This is a genomic window from uncultured Blautia sp., assembly GCF_902497045.1.
In the GTDB taxonomy this organism is placed as follows: Bacteria; Bacillota; Clostridia; order Lachnospirales; family Lachnospiraceae; genus Blautia_A.
Map to the genome: position 1 here is coordinate 1 of NZ_CABVDF010000026.1, position 20,681 is coordinate 20,681.

The 20,681-nt window shown below is 42.3% G+C and carries 22 protein-coding genes; all 22 read right to left on the minus strand.

Features of this window, described 5'->3' with window-relative positions; all coding sequences use genetic code 11:
- Positions 1–340: 340 nt before the first annotated feature.
- Positions 341–703, minus strand: coding sequence for a VOC family protein (locus RDS42_RS03725; RefSeq protein WP_308782449.1), 363 nt, complete (start codon positions 701–703; stop codon positions 341–343).
- 145 nt (positions 704–848) lie between these two features.
- The gene (locus RDS42_RS03730; protein WP_308782450.1) at positions 849–1,502 is read right to left on the minus strand and encodes an HAD family phosphatase; all 654 of its coding nucleotides are present in this window, start codon (positions 1,500–1,502) and stop codon (positions 849–851) included.
- A gap of 10 nt (positions 1,503–1,512) precedes the next feature.
- Positions 1,513–2,889, minus strand: coding sequence for a DNA repair protein RadA (gene radA / locus RDS42_RS03735; protein ID WP_308782451.1), 1,377 nt, complete (start codon positions 2,887–2,889; stop codon positions 1,513–1,515).
- Positions 2,883–3,296, minus strand: coding sequence for an endosialidase (locus RDS42_RS03740; RefSeq protein WP_308782452.1), 414 nt, complete (start codon positions 3,294–3,296; stop codon positions 2,883–2,885). Before RDS42_RS03740 ends, radA begins: the two co-directional genes overlap by 7 nt.
- Before the next feature lie 179 nt (positions 3,297–3,475).
- Positions 3,476–5,950, minus strand: coding sequence for an ATP-dependent Clp protease ATP-binding subunit (locus tag RDS42_RS03745; protein WP_308782453.1), 2,475 nt, complete (start codon positions 5,948–5,950; stop codon positions 3,476–3,478).
- Positions 5,951–5,992: 42 nt separating this feature from the next.
- On the minus strand, positions 5,993–6,364 hold the full coding sequence (locus tag RDS42_RS03750) for a GntR family transcriptional regulator (RefSeq protein WP_177275303.1): 372 nt from the start codon (positions 6,362–6,364) through the stop codon (positions 5,993–5,995).
- Positions 6,365–6,509: 145 nt separating this feature from the next.
- On the minus strand, positions 6,510–7,268 hold the full coding sequence (locus RDS42_RS03755) for an SseB family protein (RefSeq protein WP_308782454.1): 759 nt from the start codon (positions 7,266–7,268) through the stop codon (positions 6,510–6,512).
- Positions 7,269–7,325: 57 nt separating this feature from the next.
- The gene (locus RDS42_RS03760; RefSeq protein ID WP_308782455.1) at positions 7,326–8,519 is read right to left on the minus strand and encodes an FprA family A-type flavoprotein; all 1,194 of its coding nucleotides are present in this window, start codon (positions 8,517–8,519) and stop codon (positions 7,326–7,328) included.
- 12 nt (positions 8,520–8,531) lie between these two features.
- Entirely contained in the window at positions 8,532–9,806 is a 1,275-nt protein-coding gene (purD, locus tag RDS42_RS03765; RefSeq protein WP_308782456.1) for a phosphoribosylamine--glycine ligase, read from the minus strand.
- Between the two features lie 13 nt (positions 9,807–9,819).
- Positions 9,820–10,446: a phosphoribosylglycinamide formyltransferase gene (gene purN / locus RDS42_RS03770; protein WP_308782457.1), complete on the minus strand. Its 627-nt coding sequence runs from the start codon at positions 10,444–10,446 to the stop codon at positions 9,820–9,822.
- Positions 10,440–11,465 (minus strand): phosphoribosylformylglycinamidine cyclo-ligase, encoded by a 1,026-nt coding sequence (gene purM, locus RDS42_RS03775; RefSeq protein WP_308782458.1) that lies wholly within the window; start codon positions 11,463–11,465, stop codon positions 10,440–10,442. Before purM ends, purN begins: the two co-directional genes overlap by 7 nt.
- 57 nt (positions 11,466–11,522) lie before the next feature.
- Positions 11,523–12,023, minus strand: a complete 501-nt coding sequence (gene purE, locus RDS42_RS03780) for a 5-(carboxyamino)imidazole ribonucleotide mutase (protein WP_274422935.1) — start codon at positions 12,021–12,023, stop codon at positions 11,523–11,525.
- A 111-nt stretch (positions 12,024–12,134) separates the two neighbouring features.
- Positions 12,135–14,150 (minus strand): aminopeptidase, encoded by a 2,016-nt coding sequence (locus RDS42_RS03785; RefSeq protein ID WP_308782468.1) that lies wholly within the window; start codon positions 14,148–14,150, stop codon positions 12,135–12,137.
- Positions 14,151–14,204: 54 nt separating this feature from the next.
- Positions 14,205–14,792, minus strand: a complete 588-nt coding sequence (locus RDS42_RS03790) for an HD domain-containing protein (protein WP_308782459.1) — start codon at positions 14,790–14,792, stop codon at positions 14,205–14,207.
- Between the two features lie 3 nt (positions 14,793–14,795).
- Entirely contained in the window at positions 14,796–15,110 is a 315-nt protein-coding gene (locus RDS42_RS03795) for a DUF6142 family protein (RefSeq protein ID WP_308782460.1), read from the minus strand.
- The gene (locus RDS42_RS03800) at positions 15,094–15,534 is read right to left on the minus strand and encodes a VanZ family protein (protein ID WP_308782461.1); all 441 of its coding nucleotides are present in this window, start codon (positions 15,532–15,534) and stop codon (positions 15,094–15,096) included. The genes RDS42_RS03795 and RDS42_RS03800 overlap by 17 nt, the downstream gene beginning before the upstream one ends.
- Positions 15,535–15,576: 42 nt before the next feature.
- Positions 15,577–15,729: a hypothetical protein gene (locus RDS42_RS03805; RefSeq protein WP_308782462.1), complete on the minus strand. Its 153-nt coding sequence runs from the start codon at positions 15,727–15,729 to the stop codon at positions 15,577–15,579.
- An 11-nt stretch (positions 15,730–15,740) separates the two neighbouring features.
- The gene (gene pyrE / locus RDS42_RS03810) at positions 15,741–16,421 is read right to left on the minus strand and encodes an orotate phosphoribosyltransferase (protein WP_308782463.1); all 681 of its coding nucleotides are present in this window, start codon (positions 16,419–16,421) and stop codon (positions 15,741–15,743) included.
- Positions 16,422–16,521: 100 nt separating this feature from the next.
- A complete protein-coding gene (locus RDS42_RS03815) occupies positions 16,522–17,877 on the minus strand; it encodes an MATE family efflux transporter (RefSeq protein WP_308782464.1) in 1,356 nt (451 codons plus the stop codon).
- 90 nt (positions 17,878–17,967) lie between these two features.
- Positions 17,968–18,873, minus strand: a complete 906-nt coding sequence (locus RDS42_RS03820) for a dihydroorotate dehydrogenase (protein WP_308782465.1) — start codon at positions 18,871–18,873, stop codon at positions 17,968–17,970.
- On the minus strand, positions 18,870–19,652 hold the full coding sequence (locus tag RDS42_RS03825) for a dihydroorotate dehydrogenase electron transfer subunit (RefSeq protein WP_308782466.1): 783 nt from the start codon (positions 19,650–19,652) through the stop codon (positions 18,870–18,872). Before RDS42_RS03825 ends, RDS42_RS03820 begins: the two co-directional genes overlap by 4 nt.
- 18 nt (positions 19,653–19,670) lie before the next feature.
- Positions 19,671–20,600, minus strand: coding sequence for an orotidine-5'-phosphate decarboxylase (gene pyrF, locus RDS42_RS03830; protein WP_308782467.1), 930 nt, complete (start codon positions 20,598–20,600; stop codon positions 19,671–19,673).
- Positions 20,601–20,681: the final 81 nt, after the last annotated feature.

The following is a 20,681-nucleotide window of genomic DNA, read 5'->3' on the forward strand; positions in this document are numbered from 1 at the left end:
AAGAATTTTCGAGAATCGTATGTGTCTCACTGTTTAGTTATCAAGGTTCTTTGTTCCTGTCTCTCAGACAGCTCATTTAGTTTATCACATCTGTTTTTGTTTGTCAAGAACTTTTTTCAAGTTTTTTGAACTTTTTTCAGATGTTGTTCTTCCGTTTTAGAAGACTTGTTCATGTTATCACACTACTTTATGTTTGTCAACAACTTTTTTATCTTTTTTCAAAGTTTTTTAAATTGTTTCTTCAAAACAAACATTTTCTTGCGACAGCTCAATTAGAATATCACTTTATCCAACATATGTCAACACCTTTTTTCATTTTTTATGATTTATTTTTTAAACCTCACATTGGAGTTCCCACCTCAATCAAATTACCATCCAGATCATAAAATCGAACAACACTTTGTCCCCAGCTATGAGTAATCCTTTTATTTACATATTCAATCGAAGGATATAATGTTTCCAATTTTTCAACAAATGCTTCTATATCTGTTTCTTCAAAATACAGTTCACAGGAATTATTTTTGGGAATGATGTCTCTGTTTAAAAATTTTCTCCATATTTTTTCTTCCTGAAGTACAAGCCCTTCTGTTAAAATCACGTTCCCCCCATAATCCACTACCATATCAAGACCAAATAAATCATGATAAAATCTTTTTGATTTTTCCATATCTTTTACAACAATCAGAACATTTTTTAATCTCATTTTCATGCCCCTCCAGTCTTTCACTATATTTTATCTATATTAAAACAGCAGCACAGCAGTTCTTTTATTCTTCCTTCCGGAATTTTTTCCTGCTGCAGCTGCTGTTCTCTAATCTGCTCCCGCTCCTTTACTGACAAAACAATGGTTAAACAACCTCTTCCAGATATTTTTTCACTTCAAGAAGCGACGGCAGAATACACTCTGCAAGTTCTTCCATTTCTTTTGTGGGGTTTGCAAGATCCGGAACCATGACCGCATGCATTCCGGCACCTTTAAGAGCACGTATTCCATTATATGAGTCTTCTATTCCATAACAGTTTTCCGGCGATACCTGAAGTCTTTTGCAGGCCTCCAGATAAATATCCGGTTCCGGCTTACTCCTTTTTACCATATCACCACATATAATTTCATCAAAATATTCGAAAAGTCCACCTTCAGAAAGTTCTTTTTTTACGACTTCCTCCCGGGTAGATGTAGCAAGTCCAACCTTTATGTCTCTATAATGAAGATATTCCAAAAGCTCTATGACTCCCTTTTTTTTCGGCAGTTTTCCGCCTGCCGCCTGTTCATGAAAAAGCTCTGCCATTTCTTTTTTATATACAGCATAAGGAAAATCTTTCCCATAATTCTTCTGAAAGATTCTGACAGTCGCCTCACTATTGGTTCCAAGGCACTCCATGCAAGTATCTTCTATCCCCGAAATACCATATTTATCCGCTACCTGTTTCCAGGTACTGATCACCAGTGCTTCTGAATCAAAGATCACTCCGTCCATATCAAATATCACTGCTTCCAGCATTTTTAACCTCTTACGCTTTCATAATATATTTAATCGCATCCTGGATCCATTCTACATATACAAGACTCATTCCCTCTGTTTTTCCCATAGAAGACTGACATACTTTTGGAAGAATCACTGTAGTAAATCCAAGTTTCTTTGCCTCTACCACTCTCTGAGCAGCCATGCTCACTGCACGGACCTCTCCGCTCAGTCCTACCTCGCCAAAAGCCAGTACAGAATCCGGTATCACAATATCCTTGCAGCTTGATACAACAGCCAGGGAAATCCCCAGATCAATGGCCGGCTCTGTCATTTTCATACCACCAGCAATATTAACATAAGCGTCACAAGAAGCCAGATGGATTCCCACCTTTTTCTCCAGAACAGCCATAAGAAGATTAACTCTGTTAAAATCAGTTCCTACAGCAGTCCTCCTTGGAATTCCAAAATTGCTTTGGCACACAAGCGCCTGGATTTCTACCAGAATCGGTCTGGTTCCTTCCATGGAGCATGCCACAATCGACCCCGATGTCCCGTTGGGTTTTCCGTTCAGCATAAACTCCGAAGGATTTTTCACTTCTTCCAGTCCTGTATTCCGCATTTCAAATACTCCGATCTCATTGGTGGAACCAAATCGGTTTTTCACTGCGCGGAGTATACGATAGGAAGCATGACGGTCTCCCTCAAAATACAGTACCGTGTCTACCATATGCTCCAACACTCTCGGCCCCGCTACATTTCCCTCTTTTGTCACATGGCCTACAATAAAAATGGAGATTCCCATTCCCTTTGCAATCTGCATAAGGATGTTAGTAGACTCCCGTACCTGGGACACGCTTCCCGGTGCAGAGCTGATGTCCTCATGGAACATAGTCTGAATGGAATCGATCACCACCATATCCGGTTTCTTTCTTTCTATCACTTCTCGTATTGTTTCCAGATTGGTTTCGCAGAAAATCTGCAGATTTTCATTAAATTCTCCAATACGATTTGCACGAAGGCGGATCTGGCGCAAAGATTCCTCTCCTGAAATATACAGCACAGAATTTCCACTTAAAGCCAGATTCCTGCACACCTGAAGCAAGAGAGTCGATTTACCGATTCCCGGATCACCTCCCACAAGAACAAGAGACCCGGGGACGATACCGCCCCCGAGCACTCTGTCAAGTTCTTTAATATTTGTCAATCTCCGCTCATCTTCCGAAAGCCTGATATCTTTTAGCTTTACAGGCTCCGGTCTTTGTCCCGCTGCTGCTTTTACAACTGCTGAAGATGTTTTTTTTGTTGATACAGTTTCTTCCACGAATGTATTCCAGGCTCTGCAGCCAGGACACTGTCCCATCCATTTCGAAGATTCATAACCACATTCCTGACAAAAATATACAACTTTTTTATTTTTTAACATTTTACAATTTTCACTTCTGCTGCATCCACATCGCCAAGCTCTACACTGAAAGAAAGCTTTCCGCCCAGATTGGTCTTCATAGTTCCTGCATCTGCACCATTAATAGAGATTTCGTACTCTGTATCCGCCTCCATCTCTACCGTGATCTGGGCATCCTCTGCCCCCTCTACCTGAAAGCTCATGGTAGAACCGTCCTGGGTAAGGTTATAAACCGCTGTTCCCGGTACTGATTCATAAACAAACATACCGTTCCTCTCCAGCTTGGTGATCTCATGAAAAGTTTTTACTTTATAAACATCCCCCTGATGCTGAAAATCGGATACCTTTGATTTTTGCGCCAGCTCATAATTACCAAAGCTGATGCTTCCGTTTTCCTCTGTACGAATCAGTTCTTTTACTACTGCCATGATCTTATGTCCTCCCTAAAACTATCTGTTGTGTCATAAAAAATAATATGGAAAAAACATTCTGCATTCTTTCCTTTTATTTTTTTACATTATATCATTTTCGTTTTTTTTTGAACAGTCTCCTGATTAAGATTTAATATCTTTTTTAGATTTGTGGTCATCTTTCGCTCCGCTCACAGTTACGGTCTGTCTTTTTTATTCTCTGTATCCGGTAAAAATCGAAGCTGTTTCTGATGCATCTGTACCTTGACCGTGCTTCCTCTTTTTATATTTCCATCCAGGATTTCATTTGCAAGTCTGTCTTCCAGCTTTGTCTGGATTGCCCGACGGAGAGGACGGGCTCCATATTTACTGTCAAATCCCGCCTCAGCCAGATAATCTTTTACCGAATCACTGATTTTCAGCTGAATATCAAGCTGCTCTTCGCATCTTTTCTCCAATTGTTTCAGAAGAAGACCTACTATTTTACGTATATGATCTTTGCCCAGGGTGTGGAACACCATGATCTCATCAATACGATTCAGGAATTCAGGTTTAAATAAACGCCGTACTTCCTCCATAACATTAGACTTCATCCGCTCGTAATCCTGTTTTTCACTGTCTCCTGACATAAATCCCAATTTTTTTGGTTCTATAATTGCCTGGGCACCTGCATTGGATGTCATAATAATGATCGTCTGTTTAAAATCCACTTTGCGGCCATGAGCATCTGTAATATGTCCGTCGTCCAATACCTGAAGAAGAATATTAAATACATCCGGATGCGCTTTTTCAATCTCGTCAAATAAAATCACACTGTATGGATTTCTGCGTACCTTTTCACTAAGCTGACCTGCTTCTTCATAGCCAACATATCCAGGCGGTGATCCGATCATCTTAGAAACACTATGCTTTTCCATATACTCAGACATATCTACACGGATCATTGCCTGCTCGTTTCCAAAAACAGCTTCCGCCAAAGCCTTTGACAGTTCTGTTTTTCCTACTCCTGTAGGGCCAAGAAACAGGAATGAACCAATGGGACGATTTGGATCCTTCAAGCCTACTCTGCCTCTCTTTACAGCCTGTGCAACTGCCTTTACCGCCTCTTCCTGGCCGATCACGCGTTTGTGGAGAATATTTTCCAGGCGTGAAAGCCTTTTTGATTCACTTTCCGTCAATCGCTGTACCGGGATCTTCGTCCATCCGGAAATGATATCCGCAACAGAAGCTTCTGTCACAACTGATTTTTTTCTTTTGTTTCTTCGCTCCTCTTTTTCATGGATATCTGAAAGTTCTTTTTCCAGACCAGACTGCTGCTTCTGGAGTTCTCTTGCCCTGTCCAGATCAGCTTCCCTGATGGCGCTTTCTTTTTCTTCCAGCAGCTTCCCGATCTCTGTCTCCAGTTCTTCTGCCCTTGGAATACGTCTGCATTCTCCTAAACGTACCTTGGCTGCAGCTTCGTCAATAATATCAATAGCTTTATCCGGAAGGAAACGGTCATTGATATAGCGGACAGACATCTGTACAGCAGCCTCTAATGCCTGATCTTCAATAACGACGCCATGATGTTTTTCATAATATGGACGAAGCCCTTTTAAGATCTCATTTGCAGCTTCCGGTGAAGGCTCTTCTACGGTAACCGGCTGAAAGCGTCTTTCCAATGCTGCATCTTTTTCAATGTATTTACGATATTCCTCCAGCGTGGTGGCGCCGATCAGCTGGATCTCTCCTCTGGAAAGCGACGGCTTAAGGATATTAGAAGCATCAAGTGCGCCTTCTGCCCCTCCTGCTCCGATGATTGTATGAAGTTCATCAATAAACAGTAAAATACCCTGGTCTTCTTTTACTTCATTTACCACATTTTTAATACGCTCTTCAAACTCTCCTCTGTACTTGCTTCCAGCTACCATACCGGAAAGATCAAGGACAACCACTCTTTTATCTTTTACTGTCTCCGGAACCAGCCCTGAAACAATCTTCTGGGCAAGCCCTTCCACGATTGCTGTTTTTCCGACTCCCGGCTCTCCTACCAGGCAGGGATTATTTTTTGTTCTCCTGCTCAGTATCTGAATCAGTCGCGCAATTTCATCCTCTCTGCCAACAATCGGATCAAGCTTTCCCTCAGCTGCCATTGCTGTAAGATCACGGCTGTACTGATCAAGAAATGGCGTACCAGAGCCTTTTTTCGCCTGCAAAGCCCTGGAAGCCTGTATCTCTTCTGCAGCCGCTTCTCCATCATATCCCATAGCAGTAAGAACTGCAGTGTATAATTTCTGAATATTCACTCCCATTGTATACAGAAGACGGGTTGCAACTGAATCTGTCTCTTTCAGCATAGCAATCAGAATATGCTCTGTTCCTGTTTTTTCTTCTTTCTGGTTTTCGGCCTCCTGTTCCGCACTTGCAAGAAGTCTTTTGGCTCTTGGACTGTATTCTGCCTTTCTTTCCATAAGACTGCCATCTGCAGGAGCGATCAGACTGTCGATCAATTCCTGAAGTTTTTCCGGCTCTACTCCAAACTCTTCAAGAAGTCTTCCTGCGGTCCCCTCCTGCTCCTTCAAAAGTCCCACCAGAATGTGTTCTGTGCCAATATAGGAATGCTTACAGGATTCTGCTTCATTTTTTGCAATTTTCAGCGCTGCAGATGCCTGTCTGGTAAACTTTTTCTGCATATAATCCTCCTAAATCTTCTATGATTCAAAAATATATTTCTGTTATAGATCATACTCGTCAAAAATTTCATCAATCAGCTGATGCACTTCTGATCTGGACACTTTTTTACAGCATCCTTTAGCCAAAGCCACCACCAGATTCTCTTTCATTTCTTCCAATGCTTTGATCTTATCTACATCAATGGCTACAATAGCCCCTCTCCGCCTGTCAATAGATACAAAGCCCTCCTGCTTCAAAAGAGTATAAGCCTTGTTTACAGTATGCATATTAATTCCAATGTTATCCGCCATCTGTCTGACCGAAGGAAGCGTATCCCCTTCCTGCAGACGTGAGGTGGCAATTCCAAGGATAATCTGGTTCATCAGCTGAACATAAATGGCCTCATCACTGTTAAAATCTATTTCTATGACCATATATAAGCCTCCTCTTACTGTGTTACACATATACTAGCACATCTCACATATTTTGGAAACTATTTTTTTCAAAAGAAAAGCAGCTGCCCCTTCACTATCATTCAAAATGATATGAAAAAACAGCTGCCTATTTAATATACGGATATTATCCCATGATCTTTTTTAACTGTTCCTTATTCAGAAGCAGATTAAATCCTAACGGATTGATAACAAGGAATTCCGCCTGAGGAATCATTACATCAGCAAGTTTTGCAAATGGTATCTTGGCAATCCTGAGTTTTTTGCCTTTGGCAAATTTCTCATATTCCAAAACATCTGAAAATACCGGCTGAAGAATTTTTCCTTCTTTATTTTTCAGATACGGGATATTTACCTTTGCAGGATCTTCTGTATTTTGTTCCATGGCCACCAGAAACTCTGATTTTTTCAGATTTGCGATCAGCTCTTCTTCCAGTTCACGAATATTTTTGCGCTCTTCCTTTGCAACCGGACGGCGCAGCTCCTGCATAAAGTAAATACCGGAAAGCTGAAGTGTAGCGTTTATAAGCGGACGCTTTTCCGGTTCCAGCTTACTAAGATCCGGACGGCGGACTATCTTATCCAGATCCACCTCAATTTCCTCTGTTCCATTATTCCATACCAGAGAGTTTACACCTACCGCATATAAAAGCCCATACAGTCTTGGAAAATCCTTTTTCTCATACTTCATGCCCATGAGAAGGATTTTTTCCTCTATCTTTTTCTTTCCAAACTCCTTCAGAGTTTCTTCTTCAGCAAAAAACCATACCTGGTCATTATAAGTTTCTTCTGCACAGGTTACGTAAGGAAGCTTTGTGACCTGAGAATATGCCACATATACATTTTCTCTGGCCTGAATTTCCTTTACCGCGTCAACTACACTCATTCCCATTTTATATCCTTTCCATATTCCGTCATCTCCCTGATGTCCGGATGCTCCTTTTTATTTCATCAGGAATTCTACAATTCCATCCAGTTCCTCCAGCTGCTCTTTCTTCAAAGAAGATTTTACTGTGAGAGTATTGTCATATATTTCCATATTTTTCATAGAAGAAAGTATTTCTTTCATCTGTTTTCCTGCAGAAATTGCCCATGTTCCATTTTCCATAACAGCTACTTTTCTGTTTTGGAAATTATGAGCTTTCAGTTCTGCGAGAAGAGTTTCCATTTTTGGGAAAAGACCTGCATTATATGTCGGACAGGCAAATACAATCCTGTCACAACGAAACGCCTCTGCAAGAAGATAAGACGGATCTGTTTTTGACACATCATACATTGCAATATTCTTTTCTCCTGCGTCTGATATTCTTCCGGCCAGTACATTTACTGCACTTTCCGTGTTTCCATAAATAGAAGCATACAGAATCAGAACTGCATGATCTTCCGGTGTATAGGTACTCCATTTCTGGTATTTATCGATAAACCATCCCAGATTTTCTCTCCATACCGGTCCGTGAAGCGGACAAATGATCTCAATGTCCAAAGCAGCTGCTTTTTTAAGGGCAGCCTGAACCTGTGCACCATATTTTCCTACAATATTTGTCAGATATCTTCTTGCCTCTTCCAGCCATTCATTTTCAAAATTCACTTCATCGGCAAAAATATTTCCATTCAGAGCTCCAAAAGTTCCAAAAGCATCTGCGCTGTAAAGTACCTTATCACAAACATCATAAGTAACCATAGCCTCCGGCCAGTGCACCATCGGTATCATTGCAAAAGCCAGAGTATGCTTTCCTGTCTGAAGCGTATCTCCCTCTTTGATCACTACAGCACGGCTGTCTACTTCAAAATCAAAAAACTGTTTCATCATGGTAAATGTTTTTGCATTTCCCACCAGTTTTACATTCGGATGACGGATCACTACTTCTGCGAGAGAAGCACAGTGATCAGGCTCCATATGGTTCACAACAATATAATCCAGACTCCTGCCGTTCAAAACATATTCTAAATTTTCAAGAAACTGTTCACATACAGAATGATCTACCGTATCAAGAAGAACCGTTTTCTCATCCAGGATCACATAGGAATTATAAGAAACTCCTTTTGGGATAGGATATACATTTTCAAACAGTTCCAGTCTTCTGTCGCTGGCTCCGATCCAGTACATATCCTCTGTTATCTTTTTTACACAGTACACGTTGCTTCCTCCTTATGCCTCATCAATTGCTTTTCCAATATCATGGCGCATATACTTCGTGGCAAAGCTGATCCACTCTGTGGCTTCATATGCATTCTTTCTGGCTTCCTTAAGGTCACTTCCCTTTGCAGTAATGCCAACAACACGGCCTCCGTTTGTAACAATCTGCCCATCCTGGAATTTAGTTCCTGCATGGAAGCAGTAATAGCCTTCTTTTTCTTTGAAGTTCTCAAAGCCGTACATAGGAATTCCTTTTTCATATTTTACAGGATACCCTTCGCTTGCAAGAACCACACACACAGCTGCATTGTCCTCAAATTCCAGCTCCATCTGATCCAGAGTACCGTTTACACAGGCCTCCATCACATCCAGAATATCTGTTTTCATTCTGGGAAGTACCACCTGTGCCTCCGGATCTCCAAAACGTGCATTATACTCCAGAACCTTTGGACCATCTGCCGTAAGCATCAGACCAAAGAAGATAATTCCCACAAAAGGACGGCCCTCAGATGCCATAGCATCCACCGTAGGCTGGTAGATGTATTTCTTACAAAAATCATCTACCTCTTTTGTATAAAAAGGACTTGGGGAAAATGTACCCATTCCACCGGTGTTAAGTCCTTTGTCTCCGTCCATAGCGCGCTTATGATCCTGAGCAGAAGTCATAGTCCGAATTGTCTTTCCATCAACAAAGGAGAGCACAGAAACTTCACGGCCTGTCATAAATTCTTCAACGACCATTGTATTTCCCGCACTTCCGAATTTCTTATCCTCCATGATCTCTTTGACACCTGCTTCTGCTTCTGCAAGATCATTGCAGATCAAAACACCCTTTCCCAATGCAAGCCCGTCTGCTTTCAGGACAATAGGGAATTTTGCCTGTGTGCGGAGATATTCCAGAGCTTTTTCCGCATTATCAAAGTTTTCATAACCTGCTGTAGGAATATTATATTTTTTCATAAGATCTTTGGAAAAAGCCTTGGATCCTTCAAGAATCGCAGCGTTTTTCCGCGGTCCGAATACTTTCAGACCTCTTTCTTCAAATACGTCTACAACTCCGCCTACCAGCGGATCATCCATGCCAATGATAGTAAGATCAATTTCTTTCTCCTGGGCAAAATCTGCCAGCTTCTCAAACTCCATAGCACCGATAGGAACGCATTCTGCAAACTCAGAAATACCCGCATTACCCGGTGCACAGTAAATTTTATCTGCCTTCGGGCTTTTTGCCACACTCCATGCAATGGCATGTTCTCTTCCGCCGCTTCCAACAATCAAAATATTCATAAGTATTTTCTCCTTATCTGCTGATACGTACCTTTCCGTTCTCTACCATAACTTTCCCGTTAGCGATCAAGTCAATGGCTTCCGGAAGGATTTTCCATTCTGCCTGTTCCATCACCCGGCGCTGAAGAATCTCCGGAGTATCTCCCTCCTGAACCTCAACTGCTTTCTGAAGGATAATTGGACCGGTATCTGTCCCTGCATCTACAAAATGAACAGTGGCTCCTGTCACTTTCACGCCCCTGTCTAAAACACCTTCGTGGACACGCAGTCCATAAAACCCGGTTCCGCAAAATGACGGTATCAAAGATGGATGGATATTGATGATTCTGTTTGGATATGCACCTACAATCATAGGTGGAACCGCCACCAGAAATCCTGCCAGTACTACCAGATCTATCTGATGATTCTGAAGTTCAGAAAGAAGAGCTTTATGAAACTCATCACGGCTTTCATAGGATTTCGGAGAAATACACACAGCCGGAATCTCATGCATATGCGCTCTTTCAAGGGCATATGCACCAGCGTTATTGCTGATCACCAGACTCACCTCGGCATTTGTTATGCGTCCACTTTCCACTGCATCCAGTATAGCCTGAAGATTTGTTCCGCCTCCTGATACAAGAACACCTAGTTTTAGCATAAATCTACACCCTTTTCACCAGCTTCAATACGGCCTACCACATAAGGAGTGTCTCCTGCTGCACGAATCGCCTCCATTGTCTTATCCACATCAGCAGGACGAACTGCAAGGATCATTCCCAGTCCCATATTATAAGTATTATACATCATCTGCTCTTCAATATTTCCTTTTTCTGCAAGGAGTTTAAAGATCGGCAGTACCGGATAGCTGTCCTTTTCAACTACAGCTCTTGTTCCCTCTTTCAGCATACGTGGAATATTTTCATAAAAACCGCCGCCTGTAATATGGCTGCATGCGCGGATGCGGACACCGGCTTCTTTAATGCTCTTGAGCGCCTTAACATAGATTCTGGTCGGTGCAAGAAGCGCCTCTCCCAAAGTAGTACCCAGTTCATCATAATAAGTATCCAGAGACTCTCTGGTCATATCAAACACTTTGCGTACAAGAGAGAAGCCATTGCTGTGAACACCAGTGGAAGCCATACCGATCAGCACATCTCCCGCTTCCAGTTCTTCTCCTGTAAGAAGATCTTTTTTATCAATGATGCCCACTGCAAAACCAGCAAGATCATACTCGTCCTCCTGCATGAGACCTGGATGCTCTGCTGTTTCTCCACCGATCAGGGCAGCGCCGGACTGAACACATCCCTCTGCTACTCCAGCTACGATCTCAGCGATCTTTTCCGGATAATTTTTGCCGCACGCAATATAGTCCAGGAAGAACAGAGGCTCTGCTCCTGCACATGCAATGTCGTTCACACACATGGCAACTGCGTCAATGCCAATGGTATCATGTTTGTCCATCACCATTGCAAGCTTCACCTTTGTCCCGCATCCATCAGTACCTGAAACAAGAGTCGGTTCCTCCATTCCCTTAAAGCTGTCCAGGGAAAAAGCACCAGAAAATCCTCCGATCCCGCCAAGGACCTCCGGTCTCATAGTCTTTGCAATATGCTTTTTCATAAGCTCAACTGATTTGTACCCTGCCTCTATATCCACACCTGCGTTCTTGTAATCCATAATATCCTCCCAGTATTTTGTTTATGATAATGGTTATTTTTTTATCTTTGCCATTTTTTAATAATTCTGATAGCCTACTTCCTGCAGTCTTGCATCTTTCGCTTCTACCTGTTCTTTCAGTTCCTGGCTGTATGCTTTCAGCTTTTCAAGAAGCTCCGGATCTGAAGTAGCCAGGATCTTCGCAGCAAGAAGTCCTGCATTTGCTCCGCCGTTAATAGCAACTGTTGCGACCGGAATTCCTGACGGCATCTGTACGATAGAATAAAGAGAATCTCGTCCGCCTAAAGATGTGGTGTGCATTGGAATACCGATTACCGGCATCGGAAAGATTGCCGCACACATTCCAGGCAGATGTGCTGCCATTCCGGCACCTGCAATGATCACTTTAAATCCTCTTTCTTCTGCGCTTTTTGCATAATCAAAAAATACATCCGGTTCTCTGTGCGCAGAAATGATCTTCATTTCATACTCTACTCCAAGCTTGTCGAGAATAGCCGCAGCTTTGCTCATAACCGGCATATCTGAATCGCTTCCCATTACAATTCCAACTTTTTTCATTGGTAGGCCTCCTTTTTCGTTCTGTTCCAGGTTGATTCTACTAAGATTCTATTTTTGTGTCAACATGTTTCCCACAAAGAAATATTTTGGCATACAAACTGTTTTTGTATTTTATAAAAAAGGCTTATTTAATTCTTCAGTGCCCGGAAGCACAAAACGTCCTTTTTCTATAATTGAATGACTTTCTCCATCATCGTCGATCACACATATACTTCCCAACTCATCATAAGGGATCGTAATATCTGTATGGCATCCATAATAAGCAAGGCTGAGATCTTCTTTTCTCAGGCTGGAGATTTCATTATCCCGGGCAATGATCTCCTTTCCATCGGGATTATAAACCGCCGTATCCTCTGCCCAGCTGTAGCAGGTATCTCCCACAGCAAAATGAGGTCCCATTTTTTCCGCAATGAGAATCGGAAGTTTGTCTGCAATACCATATTTCTCCGCAGCCACATAAGCAGTGGTGTTGGTTCCGATCGCAAACTCTCCCATGGGGATCTTTACATGATGATGAAGAATATTATCCTCAATATAAGCCCGGTTTTCTTCTTCGTTTTCAAAATTACTGCAGGAGTAATCGATCACCTGTCCACAATCAAATACCAGTTTCAGATCCTTAAACTGGAGACCATTCAGGTATACCTTTTTTACATGGAGGACACCGCCTGTTCCGGCAAGAACCGGAGATGTAAAGACCTCACCCACCGGAATATTCACATCTGCCACACAGTTTTCAAAATTGGTCTGCTTTTCCGGATTCTCAAGCATATGAAGATGGATGATAAGATCCGTTTCATTGCCGTCTTTTCCCTTGATCTCCACCCACTCGCAGGTATCCAGTACGTCAATGATCGTCTGCTGGATTTTCTGATAAAGCTTATAATCCAGTGTATTGATCTTTACAATTTCTCCAAAAATCTCCGGGAATTTTTCACTGATCTCCGGCACCGGATAGGCAATAATAGTAAAGCTTCTTTCCTCTCCCTTGATATAACGGTTGACGATCTGTCCGGACTCATTATCCAGTTCCACCTGAAGCTTCTGCTGAACATCACTTAAAGAATAAGTCTCCGGCTTGGATATCGGAGAGAATGGTTCCTCGCCAAAAGTCTCGATCACTGCCGGGCCCCCATGAACTTCTGCCATGTCTTTGTACTTCTCATAAGCCGTCTGCATAGAACGAAGTTTTCTCTTTACAAAATCGCTGTCAAGGAAAAGCGCACTGTCCTGTCGATGATCATATTCATACTGAGGATTTGCCACACCTCCTGTAAATCCTACACGGGCACTTCCACGTTTATTTACAATATGAGATGCATGACGATAGATTACCGGCTCCAGCCCCATTTCCCTGAACTGCAGGATTGCTGCGCGGACCATCCGCTCAAATCCCAGGTTATATCGGATATTCACAGTTTTTTTCTTTGTAATATCCTTTCTGGTATTGATAAATCCAATTCGGTATCCTTCTGTATAAGTACGGGCCATATCATCGATCTGTTGCTGGGTAAGGCTGTTCAGAAATTCCGCAACACCCGTCTCATTTTCTGACACATATTCCCCATACTGATAAAGATATCGAAGATCTGTAAGATCGGAATCCATAATGATCCTTACCGCAAAATCAAGAGAGGGATCCACACCTTCCGCAATCCTCTTCTCCATCATATCCTGGCAGTAATCATTCACATAGGATCGAAGAATGTCCTCTGTTGTTTTGACAGACGGAAGCTCTTCTTCAGAAAATGCGGAATGTACTTCCAGAAAAAGTTCGGCAGCAACTGTATAATCCCACCATTTTTTTTCATATGCATAAACAACAGAACCTCTCAGCTCTGCATACAGAAAACTCATTGCTTTTCCATATTCTCCAAGGCAGGTTTCTGCATAGGCAGGATTGCCATAGGAATAAAGATAATTTTCTGGAAACAGTTCTCTGTAAAGAGACTGATTCTCTTCCTTTAATTCCTCCAGTGTAAATTCTGTTTCCTGTCTTTCCAGAATTTCTCCTGTTTTTTTCAAAAAATTTGCAGCAGTTCTGAAAAACTCATCAAAAGGTGCTTTTATCTCCTGTTCTGTACAAATTTCTGCAATTCTGTCCTTTGCAAGCGCAAAACGTTCCATCAGCAATTCGTCCAATCTGTTATCTCCTTTCCAATCTGCATTCCGTCGAAAGCTCTATGCATCGATCACATTCCCCAGACGGATATGTTTGTCTATCAATTCTTTCATATATTCCCAGATTTCCACAGAGCCTTCAGAAGTATGCTCGTTTCTTTTGTAAATCTGGCTTTTTCTCACTCCATGCTCTGCCCAGCTTCTTCCATTTGATGCATCGTTCAAAAGAAGCGGCTGACAGTTGTCCAATACATGGGCAAATTTTGCTTCCGGAGTTTCATAAGCTTCAAATTCCTCCCACAGTTCCCGGAACCATTTGCACTGATCCTCAGGAAGCATGCCAAAAATTCGGTCTGCCGCTTTCGTTTCTCTTTCTCTTTTTGTTTCCGCGCCTGCTTCATCATAAGCATAAGTATCTCCTGCATCAATTTCAACAAGATCATGGATCAGGACCATTGGTACAACCTTTGCAAGATCCACCTCCTCGTTGGAATACTCCTTAAGAAGCACAGCCATCAAAGCAAGATGCCAGGAATGCTCCGCATCATTTTCTTTTCTGTTTCCATCTGCAAGATACGTCTGGCGGATGATATTTTTTACTTTGTCCACCTCGACAATAAATTCCATTTGTTTTTTTAATCGTTCCATATATTACACTCCCATCAAAAAAAAGCCCAGCCATCCCACCATAAGGATTCCATTCAAAATAGAACCCACAATACTGGTATGATGCATACGCTTTTCCTCCGAAAAACTGGAAAGTCCCATAATAAATCCATAAACAGAAAGCATTGCGGCAAAAAGACAGATTCCGCCCACAATAAATCCATACTTTCCATTCAGTCCATACGCTGTAAAGACAGCTGTCAAAAACAGAAAAAGAGAAGCAGCTGCCAGCCACACTGACAGCTTTCCCTTCTCTGCTTCTTTTGTTTTTGTAAATGAATATCTATATCTTTTCGCCATAGTGTTTTCTCCTCAGGTGATCACAGACGGCAAACAGCAGATAACCTGCTGCCGCCCCTGCCGTATTTAAAATCAGATCGTCCACATCAAAACATCCTACCTTTGTTACAAGCTGGATGGTCTCCACACAAAAACTCAGGCAAAATCCGGACAAAACGATCAGGAATCCGCTGCGCCATCTCCGGCTGATGACCGGCAGGATAAACCCGAAAGGAATGAATCCTATTACATTCCCGAAAACATTCAAAAAAAAGGCAGACAGACCTACCTGTCCTCTGTAGACCCAGAATCTCCGGATCTCTGCAAAAGGTTTTAAATTGTATCTGTACACACTTTCTTCCCCTGGCATACGTCCATATCCTTCTGAAAAAAACAGCACATAGCTTAAAAGCAGTACATATACAATGAATAATATAACTCCCATCTGCCTGATCTTACGCTTTGTTTCCTTACTCAATTTCTGCTGTCAGATCAGAATTTCTGATCTTCTTTTAAGAAGTCTCGCACCGCCAACGATCAAGAGAACGCCGGCTGCAATACCTGTCACCAGGGTGATAATGCCCACTGCCAGATTGCAGGCTCCTGTTCTTGTTATGGTTTTATAGATCTTTTCGTTCACGGAAAAACCTCCTATTTCACTCCATACTGGCGATAATAATCATCAATAGCTGCTTTAACAGCGTCATCAATGATCACCTGTCCATTGATCTCTTTATTATAAAGATATTCTGTCACTTCTGCCATATCTACGATTGCAGCAGTTTCAAATCCATACAGATCTCTGACTTCATCAAGGGCACACTTTTTGCCTCCCTTGCCTACTTCCATACGGTTCAGGGATACCATAAGACCCACGATGGTCACATCTGCAGCTCCTTTTACCTTAGGAACGGTTTCTTCCATAGATTTACCGGAAGTAGTTACATCTTCAATCATAATAACACGGTCGCCATCTTTCAGAGTACTGCCCAAAAAGCTGCCTTTATCTGCGCCATGATCCTTTTCTTCTTTACGGTCAGAGCAGTAACGTACCTCCTTGCCGTAAAGTTCACTGTACGCAATAGCAGTTACAACACTTAACGGAATTCCCTTATAAGCAGGTCCAAATAATACATCAAAATCATCCCCATATTTATCATGGATTGCCTTTGCGTAATATTCCCCCAGTTTTTTCAGCTGAGAACCTGTTACATAACCGCCGGCATTCATAAAAAACGGAGATTTTCTTCCGCTTTTCAAGGTAAACTCTCCAAATTTCAAAACCTTGCTGTCTACCATAAATTGAATAAATTCCTGTTTATACTGTTCCATATCTCTTTAACCTCCGTTTTACGGGCAAGCCCTTTTCATTTTCTTGATCTTACTGTTTTCATTCTATCACATTCACTATTGTTTTTCAATGAATGGATTCTTATTGTATCAGGCTCTGTTTTTTATATTTTTTCATTACATAGTAATAATAAGGAATAAGAGGGATCAAAGCTGCGATCCAGGCCATAGGGTCTGCAAGGCATACTCCTGTAAAGCTTGTTTTTCCTGCCACCAGAAAAACGATCGCGGCTCTGGCAACCAGTTCAAACACTCCTCCCAGCATGGGAACCAGACCATATCCCATTCCCTGAAGTGCATTTCGAAAAAGAAAAATAGTGCAAAGGAACGGATATGCCCAAAATACCGTCCTGAAATATGTAACCGACACTGCCACCACTTCTGTCTCTGAAGGACTGATAAAAAGATAGGTAAAATATTTTCCAAAGAAATACATCAGAACCATCTCTATCACACTCCATACCAGAAGCATGATCCAGGAATACCGGACACCTTCACGTACACGATCCATACGTCCCGCTCCCCGGTTCTGTCCCACATATGTAGCTATGGTCGCTCCCAAAGAAACTGCCACCATAGTGATAATATTCTGAATTTTTCCGGCAGCAGAAAATCCCGCCATATGCACTGCTCCATAAACATTTACCGCTCCCTGGACAATAATTGTTCCAATAGCTGTAATGGAAAACTGCAGTGCCATAGGAATGCCCAGAGCCATCAATTTGCCGAAGCTTCCTTTTCTCAGTTCAAAATTCTTTTTCTCCAGATGAAGGATCGGATATTTCTTCACTATATAAATCAGACAGCATATTGCTGAAATTGCCTGGGCGACTACTGTTGCATAAGCGCAGCCTTCTACTCCCATTCCAAAAAATTTAATCAGGACTACATCCAGTATTACATTGATCACAGCAGAAATAATCAGGAAATATAACGGAGATTTCGAATCACCCAATGCACGAAGGAAGGCCGCCAGAGAATTATAAGCTGCAGTAACAATAAGACCTGCATAAATAATCCCCATATATGCCATAACATCTCCCATAAGGTCTTCCGGAGAATTCATCAACCTCAGAATAGGCTCGTTCAGCGCCAGAAGCCCCACTGTCATCACTACTGTAAATCCAGCCATCAGATAAATTGACATTGCTACATAATGACGCATATCATCATATTTTTTTGCGCCGAACATCTGTGAGACAATGATCGCAAATCCACTGCTGAGTCCATTCAGCCATCCGGTCACAAAAAACATCAAAGATCCAGTACTTCCAATTGCCGCCAGTGCATCTACACCAATGAACTGTCCAGCCACAATAGAATCTGCAATATTATAAAACTGCTGAAATACATTTCCAAGAAACATAGGGATCATAAACCAGATGATCAGCTTCACTGGATTCCCCACGGTCATATCACTTGTTCTGTCTTTTTTCATTTATTTATCTCCTCGAAAAAAGGGTCTGCTGTAATTATATACCCGGATCATTCCGGTTATACTTTACAGCAGCCCCCTGTCACTTAAAAATCATTTTACTGCCCCGATCAATTCAGAGATATCTTCCACTTTCTGGCGCTGCATAAAATCCTCGATCCCGGCCACAACTTCTTCTGTTGCATAAGGATTAAAGAAATTAGCCGTTCCTACTGACACCGCAGTGGCGCCTGCCATCAGAAATTCAAGAGCATCCTCTGCTGTAGCAATCCCCCCCATTCCAATGATGGGAACCTTAACCGCCTGGGCCACCTGATATACCATACGCACTGCCACAGGTTTTACTGCCGGTCCAGACATTCCGCCTGTTTTATTTGCCAGAGCAAACGTTCTGCGGTTAATATCAATCTTCATCCCTGTAAGGGTGTTTATCAGCGAAAGTACGTCTGCACCGCCTGCTTCTGCTGCCTTTGCCATTTCTGTAATATCAGTTACATTTGGACTCAGCTTCATGATCACAGGCTGTTTCGCATACTTCTTCACTTCTTTCGTAATAGCTTCCAGTGCTTTTGGATCCTGACCAAAAGCAATCCCGCCTTCTTTTACGTTTGGACAGGATACATTGATCTCCAGAAGGTCTACAGATTCATTTCCCAGACGTTCTACCACTTCACAATAGTCTTCTGTAGTTTTTCCACAGACATTTACAATGATCCTGGTATTATATTTTTTCAAAAAAGGAATATCTCTTTCACAGAAAACATCGATTCCAGGATTCTGAAGTCCAATTGCATTCAGCATACCGCTGGGAGTTTCCGCAATCCTGGGAGTAGGATTTCCAGGCCATGGTACGTTTGCTACACCCTTGGTAACTACTGCACCCAATTTGTTCAGATCCACAAATTCACTGTATTCTGCCCCTGAACCAAAAGTTCCAGAAGCTGTCATTACAGGATTTTTAAGTTCCACACCTGCCAGAGTAACGGCTGTTTTTATCATAATTCCACCTCCGTGCTCAAAAATACCGGTCCGTCTTTACAGATACGTTTATTATGCACATGGGAATGGCTGTCAACCTCTTTTGATTTGCACACACAGGCAAGACAGGCGCCGACTCCGCAGGCCATACGTTCCTCCATAGAGATCCAGCACGGAATATTCTTTTCTTCTGCATAATTTTTGACAGCACGGAGCATAGGAGTTGGACCACATGCAAAAATCACATCTGCTTCCAGAGCATTTTCCCTGATCGCATCCATAACATTCCCCTTAGTTCCTGCACTTCCGTCCTCTGTTGCCACAAAAACATCCGCATATTTCTCAAATTCCTCATTCAGAAACAATTCGTCTCTATACCCGAGAACAGCTGTCTTCTCTCCATTCAGTTCTTTTGCAGTCTGGAGCATTGGAGGAATTCCTATTCCGCCGCCCATAAGAAATACACGTTTTCCCTCTGCCTCATGAAGAGGGAATCCATTTCCGAGAGGTCCTAAAACTTCAACTGCTATTCCTGCATGAAGTTTTGAAAAAGCCTCTGTTCCTGTATTTTTTCCGGTCACACGATAAACAAGGCGGATTCTTTTATTTTCCCTGTCAATCTCACAGATACTGATAGGACGCGGAAGCAGTTTGCTGCCATCTCGTGTATAAAGAGACAAAAACTGTCCCGGTCTGGCCGATTCTGCCATTTCATCAGCCTGAAGCCACATGCTGTAGATATCCTTACCAATTTCTTCCTGACTTACAATCTTTAAACTTTTTTTTGTTTTTTCGCTCATGTGTTTCCTCCTGGCTGTTTATTTCTGTCCGGACAGAGCGCCGCTGATGTCTTCAATCATATCCTTCACTGCCTGTCTGGAAGCATCCGCATAATTCTTTTCCCCAAATTCAGCATAGGCTTCCTGTTTATATGCTGCAATAATGCCTCTGGAGGAATTTACAATAGCACCAAGTCCGTCTTCATTAAAGAAGTGAACAAGATCCTTGCCCTTTCCGCCCTGAGCTCCATATCCCGGAACAAGGATAAAGGTTTTTGGCATCAGTTTGCGGAGAACTTTACCCATTTCTGGATAAGTAGCTCCTACAACAGCTCCTACATAGCTGTAGGAGTCGCCCATATGCTCCTCACCCCACTGTGCAACTTTCTCGCCAACCCACTCATAAAGAGGACGTCCGTCAATAATACGATCCTGGAACTCTCCGCTGGATGGATTAGAAGTTTTCACAAGGATGAAAAGCCCCTTGTTCTCTTCCTTACATACATCAATAAAAGGCTTCACACCATCTGTTCCAAGATAAGGATTTACTGTAGCAAAATCCTCGTCAAAGCCTGCGTATTTTTTAGATCCTACCCGAACATGTCCCAGATGTCCCACTGCATATGCTGCAGATGTAGAACCAATATCCCCTCTCTTAATGTCTCCGATCACAACAAGATCTTTAGACTTGCAGTAGTCAACGGTTTTCTTATATGCCATAAGCCCCGGAATGCCAAACTGTTCATACATAGCGATCTGCGGCTTTACAGCAGGAATAAGGTCACAGGTGGCATCCACAATACCTTTGTTAAACTGCCAGATTGCTTCTGCAGCGCCTTCCAGTGTTTCGCCGAATTCCGCAAACGCCTGATCCTGGATATGCTTTGGAATATAATTGAGCATCGGGTCCAGTCCCACAACGATAGGTGCATTTGTTTTTTTGATTTTCTCCACAAGTTTATTGATCATGAAACTTTCCTCCTGATTTTTACATACTTAAGCATATAATACACGAAATAACGCATTTAATAAAGACTTTTTATGGGATTT